The organism is Chitinophaga parva (genome assembly GCF_003071345.1).
GTDB lineage: Bacteria > Bacteroidota > Bacteroidia > Chitinophagales > Chitinophagaceae > Chitinophaga > Chitinophaga parva.
The window spans coordinates 147,867-170,431 of record NZ_QCYK01000004.1 but is presented as its reverse complement, the minus strand read 5'-3'; the positions used below and the strand labels follow the sequence as shown (position 1 = coordinate 170,431).

29 protein-coding genes and 1 pseudogene are annotated in these 22,565 nt (G+C 47.5%); 8 read left to right on the top strand and 22 right to left on the bottom strand.

Annotated elements, in window-relative coordinates:
• Window position 1: 1 nt before the first annotated feature.
• From DCC81_RS24800 to DCC81_RS24690, 22 genes are all read right to left on the bottom strand, one after another.
• Window positions 2-1,309, bottom strand: coding sequence for a hypothetical protein (locus DCC81_RS24800; protein WP_108689460.1), 1,308 nt, complete (start codon window positions 1,307-1,309; stop codon window positions 2-4).
• Window positions 1,309-1,956 carry a hypothetical protein gene (locus tag DCC81_RS24795; RefSeq protein ID WP_133177798.1) on the bottom strand — a complete coding sequence of 216 codons (648 nt, stop codon included), beginning with the start codon at window positions 1,954-1,956 and terminating at the stop codon, window positions 1,309-1,311. Before DCC81_RS24795 ends, DCC81_RS24800 begins: the two co-directional genes overlap by 1 nt.
• Before the next feature lie 101 nt (window positions 1,957-2,057).
• Window positions 2,058-4,022: a hypothetical protein gene (locus DCC81_RS24790; protein ID WP_108689458.1), complete on the bottom strand. Its 1,965-nt coding sequence runs from the start codon at window positions 4,020-4,022 to the stop codon at window positions 2,058-2,060.
• Window positions 4,015-6,306: a hypothetical protein gene (locus DCC81_RS24785; RefSeq protein WP_108689457.1), complete on the bottom strand. Its 2,292-nt coding sequence runs from the start codon at window positions 6,304-6,306 to the stop codon at window positions 4,015-4,017. The genes DCC81_RS24790 and DCC81_RS24785 overlap by 8 nt, the downstream gene beginning before the upstream one ends.
• On the bottom strand, window positions 6,282-6,596 hold the full coding sequence (locus DCC81_RS25445; protein ID WP_133177797.1) for a hypothetical protein: 315 nt from the start codon (window positions 6,594-6,596) through the stop codon (window positions 6,282-6,284). Before DCC81_RS25445 ends, DCC81_RS24785 begins: the two co-directional genes overlap by 25 nt.
• Window positions 6,596-6,979: a hypothetical protein gene (locus tag DCC81_RS24780; protein ID WP_108689456.1), complete on the bottom strand. Its 384-nt coding sequence runs from the start codon at window positions 6,977-6,979 to the stop codon at window positions 6,596-6,598. The genes DCC81_RS25445 and DCC81_RS24780 overlap by 1 nt, the downstream gene beginning before the upstream one ends.
• Before the next feature lie 7 nt (window positions 6,980-6,986).
• Window positions 6,987-7,442 carry a hypothetical protein gene (locus DCC81_RS24775; protein ID WP_108689455.1) on the bottom strand — a complete coding sequence of 152 codons (456 nt, stop codon included), beginning with the start codon at window positions 7,440-7,442 and terminating at the stop codon, window positions 6,987-6,989.
• Between the two features lie 2 nt (window positions 7,443-7,444).
• A complete protein-coding gene (locus tag DCC81_RS24770; protein ID WP_108689454.1) occupies window positions 7,445-7,882 on the bottom strand; it encodes a DUF3168 domain-containing protein in 438 nt (145 codons plus the stop codon).
• The gene (locus DCC81_RS24765; RefSeq protein WP_108689453.1) at window positions 7,879-8,304 is read right to left on the bottom strand and encodes an HK97-gp10 family putative phage morphogenesis protein; all 426 of its coding nucleotides are present in this window, start codon (window positions 8,302-8,304) and stop codon (window positions 7,879-7,881) included. Before DCC81_RS24765 ends, DCC81_RS24770 begins: the two co-directional genes overlap by 4 nt.
• A 2-nt stretch (window positions 8,305-8,306) precedes the next feature.
• Window positions 8,307-8,645 (bottom strand): phage head closure protein, encoded by a 339-nt coding sequence (locus tag DCC81_RS24760; protein ID WP_108689452.1) that lies wholly within the window; start codon window positions 8,643-8,645, stop codon window positions 8,307-8,309.
• Window positions 8,642-9,205: a head-tail connector protein gene (locus DCC81_RS24755; RefSeq protein ID WP_108689451.1), complete on the bottom strand. Its 564-nt coding sequence runs from the start codon at window positions 9,203-9,205 to the stop codon at window positions 8,642-8,644. Before DCC81_RS24755 ends, DCC81_RS24760 begins: the two co-directional genes overlap by 4 nt.
• Entirely contained in the window at window positions 9,205-9,534 is a 330-nt protein-coding gene (locus DCC81_RS24750; protein ID WP_108689450.1) for a hypothetical protein, read from the bottom strand. Before DCC81_RS24750 ends, DCC81_RS24755 begins: the two co-directional genes overlap by 1 nt.
• 3 nt (window positions 9,535-9,537) lie before the next feature.
• A complete protein-coding gene (locus DCC81_RS24745) occupies window positions 9,538-9,960 on the bottom strand; it encodes a hypothetical protein (RefSeq protein WP_133177796.1) in 423 nt (140 codons plus the stop codon).
• A gap of 67 nt (window positions 9,961-10,027) precedes the next feature.
• On the bottom strand, window positions 10,028-11,272 hold the full coding sequence (locus tag DCC81_RS24740; RefSeq protein ID WP_108689448.1) for a phage major capsid family protein: 1,245 nt from the start codon (window positions 11,270-11,272) through the stop codon (window positions 10,028-10,030).
• A gap of 3 nt (window positions 11,273-11,275) precedes the next feature.
• Window positions 11,276-12,019, bottom strand: coding sequence for an HK97 family phage prohead protease (locus DCC81_RS24735; RefSeq protein WP_108689447.1), 744 nt, complete (start codon window positions 12,017-12,019; stop codon window positions 11,276-11,278).
• 120 nt (window positions 12,020-12,139) lie between these two features.
• The gene (locus tag DCC81_RS24730) at window positions 12,140-12,958 is read right to left on the bottom strand and encodes a phage minor head protein (protein WP_108689446.1); all 819 of its coding nucleotides are present in this window, start codon (window positions 12,956-12,958) and stop codon (window positions 12,140-12,142) included.
• Window positions 12,939-13,118 (bottom strand): hypothetical protein, encoded by a 180-nt coding sequence (locus tag DCC81_RS24725; protein WP_108689445.1) that lies wholly within the window; start codon window positions 13,116-13,118, stop codon window positions 12,939-12,941. Before DCC81_RS24725 ends, DCC81_RS24730 begins: the two co-directional genes overlap by 20 nt.
• A gap of 2 nt (window positions 13,119-13,120) precedes the next feature.
• The gene (locus tag DCC81_RS24720; protein ID WP_108689444.1) at window positions 13,121-14,569 is read right to left on the bottom strand and encodes a phage portal protein; all 1,449 of its coding nucleotides are present in this window, start codon (window positions 14,567-14,569) and stop codon (window positions 13,121-13,123) included.
• Entirely contained in the window at window positions 14,554-15,999 is a 1,446-nt protein-coding gene (locus DCC81_RS24715) for a phage terminase large subunit (RefSeq protein WP_240613071.1), read from the bottom strand. Before DCC81_RS24715 ends, DCC81_RS24720 begins: the two co-directional genes overlap by 16 nt.
• Window positions 15,953-16,519: a terminase small subunit gene (locus tag DCC81_RS24710; RefSeq protein WP_108689443.1), complete on the bottom strand. Its 567-nt coding sequence runs from the start codon at window positions 16,517-16,519 to the stop codon at window positions 15,953-15,955. Before DCC81_RS24710 ends, DCC81_RS24715 begins: the two co-directional genes overlap by 47 nt.
• Window positions 16,520-17,105: 586 nt before the next feature.
• On the bottom strand, window positions 17,106-17,633 hold the full coding sequence (locus DCC81_RS24695) for a hypothetical protein (RefSeq protein WP_133177795.1): 528 nt from the start codon (window positions 17,631-17,633) through the stop codon (window positions 17,106-17,108).
• Between the two features lie 157 nt (window positions 17,634-17,790).
• On the bottom strand, window positions 17,791-18,153 hold the full coding sequence (locus DCC81_RS24690) for a helix-turn-helix domain-containing protein (RefSeq protein ID WP_108689439.1): 363 nt from the start codon (window positions 18,151-18,153) through the stop codon (window positions 17,791-17,793).
• Window positions 18,154-18,528: 375 nt separating this feature from the next.
• Here DCC81_RS24690 and DCC81_RS25645 point away from each other — a divergent pair, with 375 nt between their 5' ends.
• The 8 genes and pseudogenes from DCC81_RS25645 (at window position 18,529) to DCC81_RS24655 (ending at window position 22,543) form a co-directional block, all read left to right on the top strand.
• Window positions 18,529-18,666 (top strand): hypothetical protein, encoded by a 138-nt coding sequence (locus tag DCC81_RS25645; RefSeq protein WP_165806732.1) that lies wholly within the window; start codon window positions 18,529-18,531, stop codon window positions 18,664-18,666.
• The gene (locus DCC81_RS24680; RefSeq protein ID WP_108689437.1) at window positions 18,663-18,962 is read left to right on the top strand and encodes a hypothetical protein; all 300 of its coding nucleotides are present in this window, start codon (window positions 18,663-18,665) and stop codon (window positions 18,960-18,962) included. The genes DCC81_RS25645 and DCC81_RS24680 overlap by 4 nt, the downstream gene beginning before the upstream one ends.
• A gap of 7 nt (window positions 18,963-18,969) precedes the next feature.
• A complete protein-coding gene (locus DCC81_RS24675) occupies window positions 18,970-19,278 on the top strand; it encodes a hypothetical protein (protein ID WP_108689436.1) in 309 nt (102 codons plus the stop codon).
• Between the two features lie 243 nt (window positions 19,279-19,521).
• Window positions 19,522-19,812 (top strand): annotated as a pseudogene (locus tag DCC81_RS26145) (DUF7666 domain-containing protein); the annotation flags it as partial.
• A gap of 33 nt (window positions 19,813-19,845) precedes the next feature.
• Entirely contained in the window at window positions 19,846-20,394 is a 549-nt protein-coding gene (locus DCC81_RS25440) for a hypothetical protein (RefSeq protein WP_133177793.1), read from the top strand.
• 260 nt (window positions 20,395-20,654) lie between these two features.
• Window positions 20,655-21,407 (top strand): PD-(D/E)XK nuclease family protein, encoded by a 753-nt coding sequence (locus tag DCC81_RS24665; protein WP_108689434.1) that lies wholly within the window; start codon window positions 20,655-20,657, stop codon window positions 21,405-21,407.
• 25 nt (window positions 21,408-21,432) lie between these two features.
• Window positions 21,433-22,044 carry a hypothetical protein gene (locus tag DCC81_RS24660; RefSeq protein WP_108689433.1) on the top strand — a complete coding sequence of 204 codons (612 nt, stop codon included), beginning with the start codon at window positions 21,433-21,435 and terminating at the stop codon, window positions 22,042-22,044.
• Between the two features lie 28 nt (window positions 22,045-22,072).
• On the top strand, window positions 22,073-22,543 hold the full coding sequence (locus tag DCC81_RS24655; RefSeq protein ID WP_108689432.1) for a hypothetical protein: 471 nt from the start codon (window positions 22,073-22,075) through the stop codon (window positions 22,541-22,543).
• Window positions 22,544-22,565 lie beyond the last annotated feature (22 nt).

Sequence of the window (22,565 nt, the reverse complement as noted above, 5' to 3'; positions counted from 1 at the left end):
TTTATATAAGTGTTACATATACAAATAATCCAACATTCTTTGGTCTGGTTTCTACACCAGATCCGGCGGTAATTGCAGCCGTGCCATTATTCTGCAGCACAGACGCAGCAAGCGTCCAACCCGGACCCTTACCGCCTTTATTTTCTTCGGCGCCATTCCCGTCGGTATCGTTACGTTTCTCCGCCATGTTATATTTGATGGTAAGAGGGCCGACCAAATCTGCCTGGTAGCTGCCCGGCATATTAGATTGGCTGGGAACTGCTGTTGCGCGGTCTGTATCAATGCTTCCTGAGGGATCAAGTGCACGGAATTGCATCGCGTACCACCTGGGCATGCGAAATGTAGTAGTGCCGTTCCCAGAACCGAAATAGGTAGGGTTGGCATCCCATTCACTGTTGCTTTTTACAGCTCCAGGGCTGGCGGCCGCCAATGCTTGAATTTTAGCCCAGGCGTCGGGATAATCTATCCGCAGATACTGGCCGCCGTCTGCGGGTAGCTCGTTAATGTCAGCCATTGGGCCCAATCTGGGGGTTCCAAAGGCGCGCTCTGGCGTTTTATCCATTACGTACCACTGGGTACCATCGCTGATCAGGTCCAGTGTATGTTTCTGTCCGAGGTACAAAGCTGTTATGCTATCGCCTCCCCAATTGAAAGAAGCACCGCCCTCGATAAGAATGGTGGATTGCTTCTGTGCACCGGTACCAGTCATGATGCGTAGCAGAACGTTTGCCGGGTAAACACTGGCCGCCTTAATGGTGTACGTCATCGTGGTGGTAGTGCTGGCGAGGATTATTAGTTTGCGGAAGTCTGCCGTCAGCATGGTGCCGGAAGCCTGAACTGTCTTTATCCCGGCAGTAAACCGGGCCACCGCATCAGTGGAAGACAAGATGTTACTGACTTTCGGCCGGGGCCTGGCCACGTACATCTCTCCAAAGCTCATTGGTGATCCCAAAATGGTAAATCCTCCGCCTTCAACATCATTTTGCCAGTCTGTCCCTTTGCGGATGTCCCCTACCCCCCATTTCATCAGGTCGTAGTCCAGCCCATCAAGATTCGGGTCCGAAACAAACGTATCACCGTCTGCCGGGTCGAACTCTCCTGTGCCTCCAACCAGGTAAAAGCGCTCAATCGGTGTAGTAACTGAGCCGATCTCGTTGGCTATTACGCTAGCCAGCTGTTCCCATGTGTCGCGATAAGCCTGCCCGGTGTCCGGCCTGGCCACAACGCCCAACCAATTGAGCTGCGTCCCAGGAGATGGGGGTAGCTCATTGATCTTTATTATGTTTACTAAATCGACGTTCTCTTGCATTACGGTCCGATTATTACGTTTCCAGAATTATCAATTCCTATTACCTGGCCAGGTACTGCAGTGCCAATACCAAATGCATTTCCTGGTACCGCCGGTATAAACTGGGGACGGTCATCACTGTCCCAAGGAATTTGCATTGTGAAATCGCATCCGCCGGAAGTGCCGGTCAGAATGTATTGCCCATTGTTTTCTATATAGGCGTTGAATTGCTCAATAACATCTTCTGCATCATTGGCCAGTCCAATGAAAGTATTATCATACCAGAGCAGTCCTACCGGGTACGGATTGGGGCAGCCTGCCAGGCGTTTGCCCACTGGGTTGGCCAGATATACACTGTATGATTGAGATGCGGTATTAGTTGCTAGCTGGCCGCAGCCAATAGCTGTAAAAGTGTATTTTACCAGATCTTTATGCGCAGCGGTGATGTTTACGTTTGTGATCAGTATTTTACCGCTATACATCAAACCGCCAGCGGCCAGGCGGAAATCAACTTTGAGCCCATTAACAAGCCATCCGCCCAGAGAATACATGTTCCCTTTACTGTCAAAGGCCCCAATGGCATCGCCGGTAACTGTAAAGGAGATGGCTGCCGGCTCGAAATCTTTCCAGTTGGTGGTAGGTGGAGTGGTTTCTACCGTGTCGCGCACAATGTCCAGTACATTATTGGTACAACTGCAGAATACTTCCTCCGTTCCCCCGGGGGGCGTAGCCCTGAATACCATATCTTTTCCTTTGATCTTCTGTCCCATCAGCTATTACTGTCTTTTGGCTTGGCCACTTCGGTATAATCTATTTCCGGGTATGTCCCGATCAACTCAGACAGGGTAACGGAATGCTTTCGCTGCTTGACGTCATAGTCATCATGCAAAATCGCGGCAGGTCTGTTGCCTTTATCAGCCAGGATGACTACCTGATGAAATCGCAGCGTAGAGGATAGGAATGTGCCATCAACTTTGTATGTGGGCTTCGCATATTCACCGATCAATGAATTGTGCAGTCCTCTCTGCAGAGAAAACGCAGATCCGGCCCGGCTGTCAGTCCAGTTGTCTTTGGGAAGAGGTAAGAAGCTGCCTGCGTCTTTGTAAAAGACAGTGTTGCTCAGATACCCGTCCTGAAGATCCAGGAAGAACAAGTCCAGGTCATCCGGCTTGTTTGTATAATTCGCCCTGTTTACCGCCTTTACATCGGTCTGGATATTCATGGTACGCAGCACAGATATTGAAATTGGATAGATCTCGTTGAAATAAGCAGTACCCGGCGGTATTGGATTCAGCGGATCAGCATCTGCGGGGAGTGGACCAGAAATATGAACGGCTACCCAGTACTTGCTATTGGACGGAGGAAGCGGCAAACTGGTAATGTCTGCGGTTACAAAACCAGGTTGAGATGATGGCGTAAATGTCATCTGGATCATAGATTCTTGTCCGGGAGGGATGTCTCCCAGCTGCAACCATGTGCCATCCGACTGCAGATACCTGGCACTTCCGCTATCATCGCTGCCTATGCCCACTGAAATGACTACTCCCTTCGTGTAGTAGGCATATGCTTTCAATGTAAACTGAAGGCGCCAGCCTGCGGAATAAATACCGCCGCCGCTGGTTATAGGCCCTGCTGGTAGGTTCTGCCGGATCTCTCCGCCCCCCGGTGATGGCGACCCGTTCTGCTCCATGTGGTTTCTGTACGGACTTTCTGCGGTACCGTCACCTACCTTGGACAGGACAAGCGATCCGAGAGGCCCAGCCTCAGTCCACCCTGGGTATACAGTGCCATCAAAATCAGCCCAGTTGAAGTTTACAAGCTGGTTGATTGCTTTGTATTTGTAAACACTATTCTGCTGCTTTATAGGCGCATTCAGCGACATATCTGCAGAGTTCTCGCAGTACAATATCTCACCGGGCAATACTGGTAACATGTGATCGTATGGAACCACATAGACAGCCAATGTATCACTACTTATATCCAGGCATGTTGCAGGAGGATTGTACAAATCCGGAATGCTCTGTATCCAAAAAGCACCGTCAGAATAAAGCAACCGCATTCTGTTGTCCTTTAACCAGGTTGTCAGGCAGTCGTACACGAATAGCGGACCCTCAGTGAAATCATACCAAGCGTCATCATGGTGGTAAACGTCACTGAGGAAATTTCCGGCCCCTATTGCACCAGGAATGGCCGTTGTCTGCACCCTTACTTTAACGGTGCCATACGGGATGACGTGGAAAATGGTCCTGGCAATGAACTCGGCATTACTGATCTGGCCGTAAAAAAACTTACCATCCTTGTTCAGATCAATCATGGTAGTTTTCATCTGGGAGATATAGTCAGTAGCGCCAATATTCACATCGTACGCAGATGGTGCATTCCATGGCCAGTTGTTATTGTCTGGCTTTACCATGCCCTGCCAGAAAATAACCCCATCCACATACACGTTCATTAACCATGTGTCGTTTTCTACGTCCGTAAAGATCTCCGGAGCCGGGCAGCGGCCGTCGTCAATGTATTTGTACACAAACGTGGCCGTGCTGGAAGCAATGGGCGAGAACTTGTCCTCCTGGTCGTTCTTTGATGAAATCTTCAAGGGTGTTGCCCCGGCAACAAGCTGATATGGCGCATCATTGAACTGACCATTCTTCAACAATAGCTCCACTCGCCAGTTTTTGGCCGGCATTCCGGTATCCTGGAACTGTGATATGTACTGTATTTGATAATTAGCCATTGTTCCGTTGTTGTTTCTGGGCTCTGCCCATTACCAAAACCAAGTCATTACCTTTAATTTGCGCAATAATATCTCCTGGTTTAAATCCGCTACCACCTCCCATTTTATCCAGCACTTCCTGCGGAATGATATGCTCCACGCCGGACGGATTGTCCCCGATCAGGGCCAGCGTGGGGCCGAACACGGTACCACCGGTGGCGAACTTCTCAGGTCCTTTGGATGCAAATGCTCTAAAAGCTCCTGCTGCCGCTACCATAGCTACACCGGCAAAAATTGCTGTCTCACCTTGCAAGGTCGCAAGAGAGCTCTTAAACGCATCGATGCCTAACCCTTGAATAATTAATAACTTACCGAGTTGCGCCAGAAAGTTGGCTATTGTAATCTCGAAAGACCCAAGAACTGACTGCCAGTCACCCGAAACCAGGGCGGCCCCAAACGCTTCGCCTACCGAAACTATTCCACTTGCGGCCGCTTCTTTAACAGTTTCATTTATTGCTTTCTTTGCCTTGTCAATGGCAGGGATAAATCCTTTCAGTATTGCGCCGATGTAGACCGCGTTATTTGCCATCATAACCCTAGTCAACTCGGTAGGATCCACTTTTGCTTCTATAGGAATTGTTATAACCGGCTTTAAACCCGCACTAGCTCCAAGTTGTTGCTGCAGGCTGTCAACGGATGACTTGATATTTGAAAAAACGGCTGAATTGGGTGCTACTCCTATTTTAGTGAGTTCTCCAACCGCGTTTTTGTACTGGTCAATTATCTTTTGGATAAACTTATCTCCATCGCCGCCCGTTACTGCAAACTCATTCTTTACAGCCTGGATGTTTGCTTTCAATATCTCCAGAATACTGGAAACTGTTTTCAGTGATTCACCGGTTTTAGCGACACGTGTTGCCGTATCTTTATCACCAACTCCGGCCGAAGCTGCCGTCTTTTCGGTATCCTGGTCAATCTTTTGGAGATCAAGCAAAGCCTTTTTCCTTTGCTCTAAAGATTCTATTATCTTATTGTTCTTGTCTACTTGCGATTGCGCATCACTCACATTTAATCCAGCACCTACAACTATCCCGTATGAACCATAGTTAGGCCCATTATTCCCTTTTGATACAGAATCATTTGCCTTTTTGGCTGCTGTTAATGCATCTTGAAATCCCTTTGCCGCTAGTTTGGCGTCGTTGAGTTTCTTTTGTACGTCAACGAGACTATCTTCCAGCGCACGGGCCTGCGCAACTTGCAAAATGGCATCCCTTAATTTTTCGTAGGCTCCCTGCGCCTTTCCTGCGGCGATTTGTTCAGCATCGAAATTTTTAAAGTACTCTGGGTACTTCTTCTGTAATTCGTCAACAATTTTGTTTCTTTCGGACAAAGGAATATTAAGGTTGCGAGCAGCATTGTACAACGTATCCAACGCTACTTGTTCCTTAGCTGCATCATCACGACCCTTCAAAAGAGTTTGCCTCAATTCTTCCTGGATCTTTAATTGATCACTCATTGGACTAATTAACTCCCTGACCGCATTGCCTAGGCTACCGTATTCCTGAGTGAGTTGTTGAACAATTTCTATTACTGCGGTAAGCCCCAATATAATCCCGCTTGGACCCAACAATGTCGATCCAATCGCCTTAAACGCCCCTTGAATAGATCCAGTTGACTGAGCTAAATATCCTATCTGGTCAGCAGCGCCCACTAAAGAGCGGGTAAACCCGGCAGAACCTATACCGCCAGAAGTTAAAGCTCTCCCCAGGTCATGCAGTGTTCGCACACCAGCAAGACCAGAATAGTTGCTTTCTTTAAGAGCATTCGCAAATTCATTTTGCCCTTCAGCTGTTCTTTTGGATGCTGCTTCTTCCTCTTTGAGGGCCCGTATATTATTTGCAATCGCAATAGTCTCCTTTTGCAGAGCAGTAGCACCATCCAAGGTTCCAGCTTCCAGAATCTGCCATGAATCAGCGTTCCTTTTTGCATCACCAACGAAAGAACGTAGCTCATAACTGAGCTGCGTATAATACTTTCCCATGCGGGCTATCTCAACACCGGTCAGTTTAACGTACTCTGCCTGGTCCTGGAACACCCTGGAAGCACCTGCCGTGGACGAAGCAACCTGTGTTTCGGAGCTACTGAGAGTGTCTGCGGCTTTACTCAAAGAAAGAAAGTCCTTAACCGCGTTGCCTACAACGCTGGCCACATCAATGATGCCCTGCTTTGCGGATTGCATGTCCTTCAGGAAGTCGTCTACTTCCGCCCGGAGTGAGAATCTTAAGCCGTCGTTGTTGTCTGCCATGCCTTTTTGTAGCGATTAAAAATTTCCTTTGATTCTTCTTTCGTTGGCTGTTTGATCACTATTTTAGGATCAGTGATCAGTGGCCATATTTTATAAGCGGCGGGCACTTTTCTGCCGCCTGCAGCTACCAGTACCGCATGGGCCACCATTCTGCATCCTTCCAAGTATCTGGAATTTCGCAACCAATATCCTTGTGATCTGCGGAGGTAATCAGCCCAGGTCATGCAGTAAAAGGCATGTGGATCCAACCCCAGTTCGCCCAGTGCGAAATCCAACACTTCTTCCCACACTACTTTTTTTTTGCGGTAACTGTGGATTGGGTGGCATTAGCGTCATCGGAGTTGCTTTCTATCAACTCCCGAGGCTCATTGGATTGGCGCCACATATTGAAAGCAGTTACCAGGTCGCTCACATTGGCTTCTCCAACCCATTCCGCTACCTGTTCACGGGTAAAATCACGTGTGCCAAATGTCGCGTACACTGCCCCAGTCAAACCGGCGAAAACTACGTAGGCAATAGCCAGCATGTAATTACTCGCAAACATCTCAGCGGCTTTCTGCCCGGCCTCCAACGGATCCAAGCCGAAAACGTTGCCCAGCTCTGCACGGGCATAGTTGTTGAATCGTAGCTGCCGGAGCTGGCCACCCAGTTCAATCTCAAAAATTCCGTTCATGATGTGATTATGGTGCGGGGTCAGGAGTTACAGCAATAACAGGGGTACCCTGCACAGAAACTGTGAAATCAAAAGTGGGGATGTCTTTCAGCGGGTATTTGATATCCAGCTTTGAAAGGAATCCTTTACCGGTACGGGTAACGTCGCCTGGTTCGGCCGTGCCTGTGGCAGGGCCTAACTGCCAGTCGAATGGCGTTTTGTTGTCGAACAAAGTCTGAAGATCCTGTTCTGATGTTTTTTCATCAGCATCATACCCCAGCAAAATCTGTCCAGTACCGGTAAGTTCGCGCGTAGCGTACTGGCCCGGCTGCTTGTCCTCTCCGCATTTGGAGTCACCATCCACCACGTCCAATGATTGTGAGAGATTGGTGTCTGTTTGGCAAACTATCGGGATGAACGTTGCGCCAACTTTGATGGCAAGCAAGTATTGTCCGACAGGTGCCTTTCTTTCTACTATTGCCATTGTTAAATGGTTTTTTCGTGAATGATATGTCTGAATCTCATCAGCCGGCGGATCACCTTTTCCGTGTTGGATTGAGCTTCCAGCGGCTGATCGGAAATCTTTGTAGTACGAAGTAGCTGCAGGTCCGGGCCGAGGTCGAGCGCCTGCCATCCGTGCAATGGATTGATCAGCGCCAGCACCTGCCCTGCTATTGAATCTACCACCATGCTGCTGATGGCCTCTCCCCGGTTGACAATATCCACCAGGATAGTAGCGTCATGGCCTTGGTTGTTCTTTGTTCCCTCCTCCGTGTCCGTCTGGCTGGACAATATCACGTAGGGAGCAACAGCGCTGTTTATTGCAAACCTGTCATAGATCGGAACCGGGGCGCCATTGTACAAAAGCGCGCCATTCAGTTTCTGGAAGTAAGCCCTGCGTACCAGGTAATTCACATCGATCATTTCAGGCCGTATTTTCTTTTCAAAGTGTCTATGAGGCGCTTTCTGCCCTCTTCATATGCAGGAAAGAAGTAAGGCCGCGCTGGAAGATTTACCTGTCGAATCCCGTCGCCTTTGAACTGCATTGCATATGATTCCAGCCCTAACGGTACATCTACCAAGCCCCCTGTTCCAAATTCTACATAAGGGGAGTAATGCTCCTGGGCGACCAGTTCAAAGTCAAGATTTGAGTTCTTTTGGTAGCTGATGGAGTTGCGAAGAAGGCCAGTGTCATCTGGCGCCAACTGCTTTGCTTTGGCAACCATCTCCATGGCGGCTCCTTCCAGTTCATCCGACGTGCCTTGCACTATCTCGTCTCCTGCTTTTGACAGTTTATCCAACATCTCATTGAGGCCGTCAAATCGAAACTGGGTAAAGTCTGCCATGGCTATTCGTTTGTCACTGCGATTATGACCCAGAAGCGTTTATTTCCTTCTTGGTATTGTTGGTACTCGTTTACTGTAAGGATCTGGCCATCATACAGGAAGCGGATATTTTTGCTCACTTCCCGTCCTTGGGCATAACGCAGTTGTAGCTCGTAGGATCTGTTGTTTTCAGTTTGCGCTTCTTCCTGTGTTCTTTTGGAACGCACTCCGCGAACTGCAGCCCATGTGTCATATACCGTGGTCCAGGTAGGCACCTCTCCGCCAGCATCATCCTGAGTAACAGTGAGTTTCTGAGCGGACACCTTCCGGTTAAAATCTGACAGGGGGCGAATCTTGCTCATAAGAAGAAAGGATTGACGTTACTGAACGGTGCCATGGTGGCTGATGCCTGCGGGCAAATTTTGCTGGTGGCATCTTCGTCCCCACGGTGTTCGTACATCCAGGTAACCTGCTGCTTAATAGCAGTCTTAAACGCCTCCGGTACCATTTCAGGAGCATATCCGCTGGTGTAGGTCAATACCAGGTACTGGCATTGAGGCCATTCCAGGTACTTTACATCCAGTCCAGTAAGGCAATACTTGGAGGTATCGAGTTCGTTTCCATGACGGTCTTTTACCACCACATCATCCGCAACCGGTGCCCCTGGCAGCATGATACCGCCGCAAGAGTTATTTAGTGCCACCTGTAGCTGTTTCTGCGTGATACCCACGTTAAATGTGGCTTCCAACAGGCGCGTAGCTGCATCAATCAGGCTGGATATGAGCTGCGAATCGTCGTCGAAGTCAACACGCAGATAATCCTTCATGTCCTGCAAACTCACTGCCTGCCAGGTCGTTGACGGCGGGACAGATGGCGTTGCCGGCAAAACACGCTTATCAAGTATCGCGTTGTAGCAGCTCATTACTTTTCCTTTTTGCCGGGTGCTTTGTTCACTTCGGCCTTTTCCTTTGCGGGCGCAGGATCCTTTTTCTCACCCTCATCAAGGGCGGTGTTTTGTTCCTGTGACTGTTCTGCCAATTGCTTCTCGCCACAAACAATTCCGCCGTCAACGTACGATGGCGCAGCCCCTGACAATGCAGATGCCAGGGCTACCACTTCCGGTGAAACCTGGATCTTACCTTTTGCATACAGTTCACCTGCACGGAATGGACTGAGGTCCACCACCCGGCCGGGAGTGAAATTCTCCCCGGTGATCCTGCAGGTGAACTGATTTATCACTGTTACCTGCATGACCTAAATATTTTCCTTTCTGGGATATGCAAGCGCCTTTACCTGAACAGCCTGGGTGCCGCTACCCACGATCTTAACACGCAGGAATTTAGCGCCCCAGTCCTTGAGGGACCAGCCGAGAGTTTGCGCGGAAACATCAGTGGCGGTGAAAGTGCTGTCCTTTTTGAAGCCGTAGAAGTTTGTTCCATCAACGCTGTATTCCAGGGTGACTGTTGCGGCCACTGTTCCGCTGATCTTGGTGAGGGTAGTGGCTACCTCCACAGTCTTGTAGTAAGTCCCCCAGCCGGTTTTCAGCGTGAGATACTTGGTAGCGGCATTGGTAACAGTGTCAGCCGGGTTGCCAATTGAAGATACCAATGGCGTTTGTGCATGCACAGAAAATGCAGTAACCCCAATGGCGGCCAGCAAAACGAGAATTTTTTTCATGTACTATTTTTGAAAATAGGCGGCGGTTAGGCCGCCTCCCAGGTTAGATAATTTGGATCTGATCGCACTATGCTACTTCCGGGACGGACCCTTTCATGAAGTAATTGTTGCCGTATACGGGCAAGCAGCCTGTTTCTTCAATCCTGGCGGTGAGCAAGTTTTGCTGAACGTTCTTGTCGTCCTGCTCGAAGATTTCAATGCGCATCCCTTCCTGGATCAAGAACTGCGAACCACGCACAAAATCACCCAGGAAATAGTCCCCTGAATGCACTGCGGTAGATGCAGCTACAGGCACACCGCTGATGTAAAGCTGATTACCGACAAACACAACGTTTTTTGGAAGGTCGTACTCACCGCTACCTGCAGCTTTCAGTTTGAAGAGGTTCTGAACATCGATGGGACGCAGAACAATGCGGTTTGCAACGCGCTTGTATGTGTCCTGGAAGACACCGAGATCATCGTTGATCTTTTCTACGAGGATCGTTGCTGCGGAAGTGGATGCCACAAAATTGCCATCCGTCAAAATGCCTTTGAGCTCGGGAGAGTCGCCACTACCATAGAGAAGCTGTTCATCTTCGACCAGCAGCAGTTCCTCCGGCAATTGGCTGTTCAGGAAGGCAATGAAACCTGGCACGTTGTTCATAACGCGGCGAGTGATCTTAGTGAAACCTGCTATGGTTTCAATTTTCACAGAATCCTCTTTCAAATTGAGGTTGAATGCGGCTTTCTGTGTGCCTTCTTCATGAGGTGCAGGCGCTCCCTGGGTTGCTTCCTGGCGCATGAAATAGAAGTCAGTACCGGGGCCAATATTGCCGCCGGCCAGGATTTCACGCATGTGCATAATTTGGGTGGGATTTTCGATAATACCCGGCCGCATCTGTGCCCCCCAAACGGTGGTACCAGCGATGTTTCCTGTAGTAAACAGACCTACATCTTTCAGCTCCAAAATCACACGGTCCACGCCCTTTTCTTTACGCGCGAATTTGGCAATGTCGTCGGTCTTCTCTTCCACGGCAATGGTCAGCGCCTCCTGGAATGTCTTCTTGCCAGGTGTGGCCGGGCCAGCACCGCCTTTCTTCTGGGAATCCAGAATGAGTTTATCCAGCACTTCCTGGTTTTTCTTGTCGGCTTCGTCCTTCTCTACCTTCCAGTCAGAAAGACCTTTAACCTCGTCTTTCACGGTTTTAATCTCCGTGGTGGCGCCATCAGCGGCAGTCTTAGCAGCTTCTGCTGCGGTCTTTGCAGCCTTTGTGTCCTCCATGACGGGTTTAAGGACTTCAGTGATCGCTGTTTTTACTTCATTGATTTCCACGTATTAATTTTTTAAGAGTTCTTTAAAATGAGATTTTATGTCCAGCAATAATTGAGCATCATGATCCGGCTGAGTGCCTATCAAAACAGGCGGCTCAGTGGCGTCTTCGTTGAGCGCAATAAATGCAGCTTGGATTTCTTTAAGGTGTATTTTAAGTAGGCTAGTGTCATCAGTAAACTTGCCAGCATCAATGCCCTTAATAAGGCGCTCAATGCGCTTTGTGAACCCATCTATATACTCTTTGCGCTGTGTGCTTCCCCATGACTTCAAGACCGCCATAGTGGGAGTGTTGCTATTCGCACCCCAGCACACTGCACTGCCCTCCAGGAGAAAAACTTCAGAAATGAGACGATAATTTGGGTTGGATCTATCATCCTTGATGGTCATGAAACCTACAGAATGCTCTGTGATGTCGCCTGCCTCGTATAGTGGCCATACGGTATCACGCCAGAGAGCAGTATCACGATATGGGGAAACGCCGACCAGGTATTTACCTTCGACGTATAGTTCAGAAAATTTTGAGAGGGAGCTACGTAACTGCCAGCCATGATCTGTCATGTGCCAGATCGAGTTGGATCCTTTTGGACCACGCTCTGCGATGGTCTTATCGAAAGCAGTGGGGGCAAACATGTCTCCGTCGGAATCTACACTCTCCATCTCGGCAATAGCGATTTTAACACGCTTTCCGGTAGTGTCTACGTCAAGAGCTTTTTGGTTCAGGAATTTTCTCTGTAAAACTGCATCCACTGGAGATTGGGATGGACGAGCAAAATCAGTTTAACAGAATTGAGAAGGGGGAATCTAAAAATAACGCCTCGTCCGGTTATGGATGCAAAGTACAAAAAAATAAAATATCCAAAAAAAAATTTAACTTCCTGGCTTACGCATCACAAAACCGTTTTCATCACGTCGTGGCAGGTAAGCCACCGTGCAGCGGCAGTTTATGACGTTGCCAGCACTTCCCGCGGGATCACCTGGATACTCCAACTCTTCCCCACCGCTGAAGAAAGGGCGGTCATACGGCACTATCTGCAGATGTAAGTCGTAGTGATCAAATGCGCTACCTGGTGGCCGACGTGTACGGCTGTCGTGGGCGCTAATCCATTGTTTATCCAAAATGAACGGCGTCCGATCTGCTGCCATCTGCCCAGCAGCATTCGCCGCCCGGACGGTTTCTGTGCGCACCACCAATTGCGCATGCCAATCCACATACGGTGAATTTTCTATGCTTCGCACAATCTCATCAGTACCCAGGCCGCGTTCTACGCCTTTGGAAATGGCCTCCCGTATCGCGTCCTTTTGTGTTTTTGTAACCCTGAAAACAGCCTTACTGAGAATATGCTTTTTGAGGTAGTTAAGAATATCGGTGGTCATCTGGGTATTGTAACCCATTGTTGGACCGATCTTCTTTGCGCTATCCCGTTTTATCTGCTGCTCTATGAACCGGTATTGCCGGCCGCCCACCGTCAGGTACAGCTTCGTAAGAACATCACTGATTGGCTGGGCAGAAACAATCGTGTCGATGTTGTCCAGGGCGGACTTCAACCCATTCACATGTTCATAATCTACAAACGCCTGAATATTGGATTGAAGAGCAGCACGCACTTTGGGTTTGAACGCCAGCTCTTGCTTTTGCTGGAACAGTGACCACCTGGCGTAATACTCTTTAGCTTCGTCCCGGTTCATTGGTTTTTGGTGTGAAGTGTTTTGAGATAAAAATAAGCAACTCTCTTTTCATATCGATTCGGAGAGCATCTTTCTTTGCCCGTATTAAACGGCAGTCCTTTTCCAGAGTTGGTATGTATTTCAGAATCAGCGCATCGATGGTGGCGTTACGGTCTTCCATTGTTAGTCTTTGTATGGGTTCAGTCCAGATTTATTTAACTGGTCCACGGTGGTTTGTATATTGTCAGGTGCCGGCATATTCAGGTCCTCAAGTGGCACCAGATTGTTGGGAACATATATCTTGTCCATATTGGGATCATTCAACCGGTCCAACTTCTTCATTTCCCTCCGCTCGTTGTAGGTGATCTCTGGTGACATGTCCAGCCATTCAGAGAGCGTTTTCATATCCGGCTGCAGCGCTGAGATGTTGGTAAAGTCGGCATCAATGTAGCTGGTTCCAACCAGGTTAAAATCAGGCAGCATACACCGGTTCAGAGCGTCGCGCATGCGGATGACGTCAGGTATGCAGCCGTGCGTGTATGCCAGTTTTTGGAACTCATTCATATTGGCCAGCGTGGTATGCTCATTGTCATTGAATAGGGCAGACGGCATACCCCACACGGCAGCGAGCTTACGAAAGGTAATAGTGGAAGATTCCAGTATTTTAAGGTCCGCCGGTGAAATGCCAGTCTGTAAGATCCCCAATTTACCAGCGGCAAAGAATATTTTGCCTCGGTTCTTGTTTCCAGCCATCTCGTCATGATACCCTTTTTTTACCGCCTTACCCATAGCCAGGCCTTCCGGCCCTTTCAGTTCTTCGTTATACACAATCACAGGAGGGCCACCATTTTCGTACTGCGAAACGGTGCTATCCATTTCACTGTTTGATCTGGTGAGCAACTTTTTATTTGCACGGATGGGAGATAATCCGTAAAGGTGGCTGCCGTTCGACTGCACATCGGGATTGAAATACTTCAGATGTACAACATCATTCTTTTCTATCGGCAAAGGGGAATAGAGGTAATACTCGTAAGAGGATATTCCCAGCGGAAAACGTCCATCCGGTATAATCTTCATGTATTGGGATGGCAAAGAAAACAGTTCCTGCACCTTTCCCTGGTTGGCGCCGGCATTCAGGCGCAGTTTTCCCAGGTAAGCATTGCCGGTCAGGCACAGGTAGGCGTATGCCATTTCCATCAACTCCATTTGGCTTTGTTCGCTGTTGGGAGTAGTAAGCAGCCTGTTGAGGTCTGAACCGGTATCTATCTGCTCCAGGGCTTTCAGCTTCAGCCGTTGTGCTTTAAACATCGTTTCCTCTGCCTTACTTGGACTGACTGGGCTACTCATAAGCTGCTTATACTCCTGCAGGTATTTCTTTCCTTCCTCCCCTTTGATACGATATTCGTAAAACGGTATAGCGGCGCACATGGCGGCCTTTCTGGAAATGATGGTGTATATGTCAGTATTTCCCAGGAAACCGTCTGTAATAGCCTTTCGCTGGTCAATATCTGGGTATGTGGGTACCTTTGGCCCTATATACGCAAGTGCATTAGCCACAGCCTGGTTTACCTGCTCCTGTGTAGTTTGAGTACGGCGCTTGAAATTGAAAAGGGAATTTAAAAATGTAACCATTCTTGTGGTTTTTTAAGTTCAAAAAACATGCGCATCATAAGTGTGTCGCTGTAATCTGGTGACCTGCCCAATAGCTCTTTTACCTTTTCCTTAGGGACTATTTCCAGTTTACCGTCGGCATCTGCATTCAGCCGCTTGACCTGCTCCAGCTCACCGGACAAGGTTTCCTGGACTTCCAGATTGCCATCAGCATTAACAAACATACGGCCCGCGTTAATAGCGGCAGCAAGCATGTAGTAGCACTGCGTCTTTAGATTCTTATAATTCTCGTCCTTATCGCTGTCAGGGTTGGGTAGCGGAGAACTATTGTTGACGAATCCCTGGCATCCTGGCAGCAGGTCCACTACGCCGCCGCCTACTCCGTCTTCGTCTATAATGATATTGGATCGTGGAACGCCGTGCTTTGTAGACAAATGCTTTATGAATTGGGCTACCTCCGCCGTGCTGCGCTTTTGTAGGGTATGAATGCTTTCAACACGCCAGCCGGACCAAAGCATAATAACCGTGTTGTCTTTGCCGAACCGGGCCACATCAGCTGTGATGTAGCTCTTCCCTTTATCGACAAATGTGTTGGTGAATAGGTCATCAATGGCTGACCGCGCGATTAGGGCATTATCGTCATCGTCATAGTCGAAATTTCCGTACAGCAAACGTTCTTTCTTTATCTTATCGGTAAGGCTTTGGAGCTTGGATATATATCCCTTATCTACGAAGGGATTGTCAGTGACCAGGGAGGGAAGGAAACGCCGATTGGCCGGCAATGTACCGGCCTTGTATGGCTTCCAGAACTCAGTATGACACCAGTTCTTTTTTGGATTGAGGGTAGTGAATATCTTCCCTAATATCCCGTACTTGTCATTAAGATGGCGCCCTACGCGAGATTTAAGGGTGTCGTATGCTCCATGGTTGATTTCCCCAGCTTCCTCTATCCATCCCCCGGTATACTCTATAGATCCATACCGCTCGTAAAAAGGATCACTTGGAAGGTATTTAAGGTCTAGCAGGTCAATACGGCTACCATTTGCAAACTGGATGTAATGATCCTGACCGTTGTATTTCCAGACTTCACCCTGCTTTATGCCGTATTCCTTCGCGACCTTTAGAAAGGTCTGGTATGTTGATTCCCGTAGGCGCTTTAATTCCTCACGGCCGATAAACCAACGGGTGCCAGGATAGGCAATGCACATCATTGCCAGCCAGCTACAACCGGTCCAGCTTTTTGCTCCTCCGGCGCCGCCGCCAAATGCAAATTCCTCTGTAATATCGTCAGTAAGGATATGGAGCGCCATCTCCTGGCGCTCATGCTTACGCCCATCCTGTATAACGATGGGATCAAAGCACCCCTCCTTAAAAAGGGAGGATATTATTTCGTATTGGGGGATGCTAAGAAGACTTGTTATTTCGCTCACTGCGCCTGCGTTGGATTTCAAGCAATAGCAGTTTATCCTCAGTTGACAGGCCGGAGAGGTCCGTCGTAATCTTTTGCCCGTCAGTAGTAATATCAGACTGGTCTTTCAAGCCCAGCTTACGGGAAACAATATTCTCTTTGAAAAATCCAGAAGAAGCGCCGTTATACTGTTGGGTGAAAATAATTTCCTCCACGCGCGTAATGATTGCGGAAAAGCCTTCGTCCTTCTCTTTATCTTCCGGGGGCAGAGCGGCCTTGAAGTCGCGGAGATATCCCTTGTTGACACCCCAATAAAGGCAAAGGCCCTCCAATGAGTATGGCTGTTTTACCGGGAGTGCAATAGTATACTCGGTGACGCGCTTTCGGTCAACAACCTTTTTTATGGGAAATTTCGATACCTCCAGCTTGTATTCTGGGTGTTCGTCAACCCACTGAAAGTATTCGCAAGCTGCTTCCCAAAGCAGCTTTGGCGACGCAAATAACTTGTGTCGCCCGTGTCTTGAACGAAGTTTATAAAACTCATTTCCTATTGGTGCTGCCATAATCCCTCCTATCCGATTTTACGGACCTTCAAACGGTGGGTGTACCCGCGTCTGCCTTCCGGTTGCCGGTTCTTGACGATCCTCAGATCTATCCATTCAGCGTTGCCTAGCAATCCGTGGAGGCGGGTCAATTCCTCTGTGAAAGCCTGGAAATTGATAGAAAAGTTAATGTGCCCCTCGGGGCTTGCCGGGTCGCCGCATTGTTTCAACCAGCACCCTCCCACTTTATCACTGTCCTTCACGTCACCTGGTTTGACCACGAATTTAGCAGAAAGGTGGCCATTTAAGCTCCTGTACTCAATGTATTTTTTTAGTACGTGATTATGTACTTGTTAGATTGGCCAGGGGGGCTCTTGGACGTGATGTACGTGATTATTTTTAAATTGAAAATGAAAAAGTAAATTATATATATAAAAATAAAAGGTATAAAGAATAGGGAATTGGCGTCCAATTGGTAAAAAGGTAGGCAACAAAAAAGCCTGAAACACAGCATGGTATTGCGTTTCAGGCGAAAAAAATCGAAAAAAATAAATCGAGTACAGAAAAATAAAATTGTGTACATCTCGTACCCTGTAATCAATAAAAATTACCAATTCCCTTCCTTTAGGTCAAATAATCTTTCAAGATATTCATCCGTATAAGTCCCCCATGCGACCGCTCCCTCTCCATCGCGGTATTGAGTTCGATGTTTTTTAGTAATGCCATCAGATAAATCTGTAAGGCCGAATACATCTTTAAAAACAATATTTGTGATAGTAACTTTATACTTAAAATCCTTCCAAAAGATGGAAATATCGGCTTCAAATGGCCAGTTTAAAACGGTTGGTGTAGAGCCCCATTTATGTCCAAAACTTTTATAGTCAACTAATGCCCCTTTTAAGCGTCCAGTAATGACGCTGCCTTCCTTTTTAAAATCAGTCAGGTTTTTCACTTTTGGGACAGTTTGCTCAAGTAAAAATTCCACCTGTGCGGCACTCATGCTATCCCTGTTATATACTTTTTCAAAAAAAACCTGCCCATTTTCTAATTTAAGATTTTTGTAAGCAGGAAATGTTTGTCCAAAGAGCGCGCCGCCAGGGATGGTAAAAAATAAAAGGGCCAATAATGATTTCATACATAGGGTTATAAAACGCAGTGTATCTGCGTTGTGGGTAAATAAAAAAATGTTTATAAGCGCAAATTGAATGCGTAGTGGAAAATTTATTTTGAATTTATCAAAAGCCCCAAATACCAAACAATGAAAAGAAAGAAGAAGAAACAGCCAGTCAAAGTTATCCCAATTCCCGCCATGCTAGAATGGTATCGGCGTCCATTGAATTCAGAACTTCTTCAAGGGGCACACCAGTGTGCTCTGCCTCAAACTTCGCCCACCGACGCCATAAAACCCTAACCATTGCCCGCTCCCTATTTACGAGAGTTACACGCTTTTGTTGATCTAACGAAGTTTCGTTATTTATAGTCAAATCTGGAAAAGCGTGTTGTAACTTTTGCAACGTCTTCATAGATGGGCTCCCATCTGCATTATTGAATATTGAAGACACCGTAGAATAAGCCAACCCTGTAGCTTCCGCAACAGCAGTTATATTAAGTTGTTTATCAGAAAAAAACTTTTTAATTAATTCATTTGTAGCCACTTAAATAGTATTTTAAAATAAATAAACGATTTCTCGTAATTTTATTTGGTTAGTAACGAAGTTTCGTTATATTTGTACTGTAATCGTACATCAAATGTACAGAATTAACGAAAATCTGCAATACGTATTAATACGGGAAATGTGAAAATGATAACTGAGGAGAAAAGGCTGGAGCTGGAGGATCTTATTGGCAGGGTAAATCTCACTAAGATCTGTGATCGACTAGGAGTGAGAAGGGCTTCTGTATATGAGGTGTTATCTGGCAAAAGCAGAAATGTTGAGTTGCTTGCCATGGTGATGGCAGAGGTTCGCAAAGAAGTATCAAAACAAAATCGCGTCTTAAAGAAAGTATAACCCTCAAAAATCAAACAACATATGGAACACATTGTAACAGCCGGTGCTACCGGTTACGAGATCGTCATGACTGCAGTTGCGGTTATTGTATTGATGTGGAAGGTAAACTTTCCTCGCTTGGTAATTGATTTCTTCACCTCTAAAGGCGACTGGAAATGATAGAAGCAAAATTCCAGGGGACGCCCGGATCCTGGACTGCAGAGGAGCTTTCGACGGCCTCCGGATCATACCGGCCTTACGTTATCCTGTCTCCGGAGGCCAGATCAGTTTGTAAGACATCATACCTATCAGGAGATCCTAAGCAGGAAAAAGAAAACGCTTACCTGATCGCTGCTGCACCGGATTTGCTGGAGGCGCTCATGTCATGCATGAGTGAGATAGAGGCTGGCGTAATTACGTCGCCTGCTTTAAAAAAGGCGGATGCTGCTGTCCGCAAGGCTCTTCACATTAAATAACTCGGTAATGGAGAATCACGTAATAGACATAGTGTGGCGCAATTTCGACCATGACACATGGAGTCTCCTCATAGCATATGATATAGACGGGGTGCAGGCTGAAGATGTTTTGATCCACCAAGAGGAGTTGAAGGAGCTATTATATACTGAAGGGTACATTTGCGACTACAATGCATTTGACGTGGCAGTAGAGGCAGAATGGTTTGGTACGAAACGTAAGATGTGGTGCGACTTCAGCCGGTTCATGACAGATGAAATGAGTGACCAGCTTTGTATCAATCTTCTTACCTCAAAAATCACCTCCAATGTCAAATAAAGCTACACTGCACCTGCGCTGCGCGCGCTGGTTGGAGTTATCATCACTTGCTACAAGTATGGCCGCTTATAATGCTGATCAGGCTCGTTCTACTGAGTTCGCGTCTTGCGCTGAGTTCTTTTCGCAACGCACAAGACGATATCAAAAAACAGCAGTCTATTGTATGACACGTTACGGAATTGCTATGAAGCAACTTGTATCAGATGATTATGTCTCTATTCACTCACTTGCCACAATTTAAACATGAAAAATTATCAATTACCTGCGGATAAGGTACTCATATTGCGTACTTGCAAAAATGACATGTCATCTTATAACGGATTTATCTGGCCAGAATCCGGCTTTGTAGAAGCCCCAGACTGGAATGATGATACGAAGTGTGGACATGGGTTGCATGGTTGGCTTTTTGGTTCTGGAGATTATGATTTGAAATATAAGGAAGTTGGAGCCAAGTGGCTTGTGGTTGAAGTGGAGGCGAATCAGGTTCGAGAGCTGAAAGGAAAAGTGAAATTCAAAAACGGAACAGTCATCTACAGCGGAGGGTATAAAACAGCATATGACTTAGTCATGAAATGGTTCTGGATCCGTCATGCTGCTGAATTGAAAGCAATGGAGTTAGTGGATGGAGCTGCAACTACTTCATCTGAAGATGGCGTTAGTGTGGTTACAACGAAAGACAAATCGCACGCATCCGCCACCGGTTACTACGGGCACGCATCCGCCACCGGTTACTCCGGGCACGCATCCGCCACCGGTTACTCCGGGCACGCATCCGCCACCGGTGAATCCGGGCATGCATCCGCCACCGGTGAATCCGGGCATGCATCCGCCACCGGTAACTACGGGCACGCATCCGCCACCGGTTACTCCGGGCACGCATCCGCCACCGGTAACTACGGGCATGCATCCGCCACCGGTAACTACGGGCACGCTGTAGTCCTGGGACAATATGGAAAAGCTCAGTGTGGAGAAAATGGCGCGGTAATACTTACCTACTGGGACGGTAAACGCCTCCGTCATATAGTAGGTTATGCCGGCGAAGGAGGCATTGAATCAGGAAAGTGGTACATGCTCAATGGTAAAAATGAGCTTATTGAAACAACTGTTGAAAAATGACCCCAGTAAAGGAATGGAGCGGAACCCTTCAATTATTCATAGATGGGAAGTTAGTTTGCAAGCGCCGGTTTCTTAGCGCTAGATCAAGGAAAGAATTGATACGGGACTGGTGCCGCTCATACCAACTGGAAAACAAAAACTATGAAATCACGATTCTCCACGACAACTAAGCGGCAGGATAATATCATAATGATCATCGGTTTAGCTATATCAATTGCTGCTGGTGCACTCATCATCTACTGCATGTATAAAGCCAGATTATGAAAGCTGTTTTTCACAACCAGGAAGCCCAGCAAATCAACTTTCTTGATAAGCGTTACTACACAAAGGACAATGTCACTTACTACCCGTCAGTCACCACAGTGCTGGATGCTTTGCCAAAAGGATTTGCGCTGGAGCAGTGGAAAAAAGACTTGGGCCACAACGCGGACTTAGTGCTGGAGCGTGCGGCAAAAGAGGGGTCAAATGTTCATGATGCCATTGATTCATATTTGCATGGTGCGGAAATCAGGTGGATGGATGAAACAATAGGGGTCTGTTACAACATGTCAGAGTGGATCAGCATACTGCGTTTTGTAGATTTTTTTGAAACAGTACAGCCGGAGATTATTGCGACAGAGCTTACAATGATTTCTGACCTGCATCGCATCGGTGGCACCACTGATCTAGTTTGTATGATTAACGGAGAGGTATGGTTGCTGGATTACAAAACGTCAAACAGCGTGTATGAGAGCCAGGAAATACAGACCGCCGCCTACTCTACCATGTGGAATGAAAGCCACCCGGATTTACAGATACAGCGTACCGGCATCGTGCATTTGAAGGCAAAAACACGAGGAGCTGATAAAACAGGGAAAAAGATGCAAGGTAAAGGCTGGCAAGTGGTTGAGCCGGACAGGTCAATTTCTGAGAACTGGGAATTATTTCTTCATCTGAGGGCTGTTTGGGACCGGTGTAACCCAGATTACAGGCCAGATAACATAACGATGCCGGACAGGGTAAAACGTAAATAATTATTGATAAATAAAAAAAATAAAAATGGGTCTTAAAAAAAACGAGCACAAAACGTATGTGTCAATTAATGGCAATGGGAAGATTGCTCAACGCGTGACCGAGAATACACCTGGAGCTGTATCGCGCACGCTGGAAAGCGGCAAAGTGATCCACCAGATGGAATATGATTACATAGAAGGCAGGATCACGGGCATGAACTTCTATGAACACAAGGAGTTTGGAAATTTTCTGAACGTGATCATCGATGACGAGTTCGTCCTGCAGTTGAAATCCAGCAGCCGGTACTTTTACTCCTTCTGCTACGCATTGCCGAACATTGATTTGACCAAAGATGTGAGACTTAACCCTTGGCGCAAGCAGGATGGCGATAAGGTAAAGCAAGCCCTTTACGTTAACCAAGGCGGTAAAGAGTCTGTTGCATGGTATTTTACCAGGGACAATCCGAACGGCCTACCCGACATGGTAAAGATCAAGGTAAAGGGGAAAGAGACTTGGGATGATTCCGCGCGCTTGGAGTGGATGGAAAACTACATTAAAGACAACATCCTGCCTAAGCTTGGTGCAGCAGTATCCGTATCTGGTCCTGATGACGAAGGAGACGCTGATGACCAGGGCGGAGAAGACCTGCCATTTTAATTGATTTTTTCACCTCAAAAAATAAGCAATGAGTTCAGTTGAATCCATCCTACCAAAGGTAGAGAAGCGTTACCTGCGCTACGATTTCACTGCCGTGGAGTTACATGAAAAGAGCCAGGAATTGGCCGCTAAAAATTTGGAGATAGTGAATGTGGAGAATGAGAAAAAGGAGGCCACCGGCCAATTTACATCCCGCATTGCCTCTATTAAATCCAGCATCGGCCAGCTTTCGGACAAAGTAGCCAATGGCTATGAGATCCGGGAAGTAACCCTGGATGTTCAGTACCACACTCCTAAGCAGGGCTATAAAACGCTCATACGTAAAGATACCGGAAAGCGCATCGAAGAGAAAATGACAGACAGCGACTGGAATCTTTGGACGCAATATGATGAAGCCAACAAGCCTACCGAATCCCAACCGGCGGATGTACCGGATATTGTCCGGACACAGGTAGGTGACCAGGATAATCCCCCTGCGGCAGACGAAGAACCATTTTAACAACCGGGGCGCCACGGCGCCC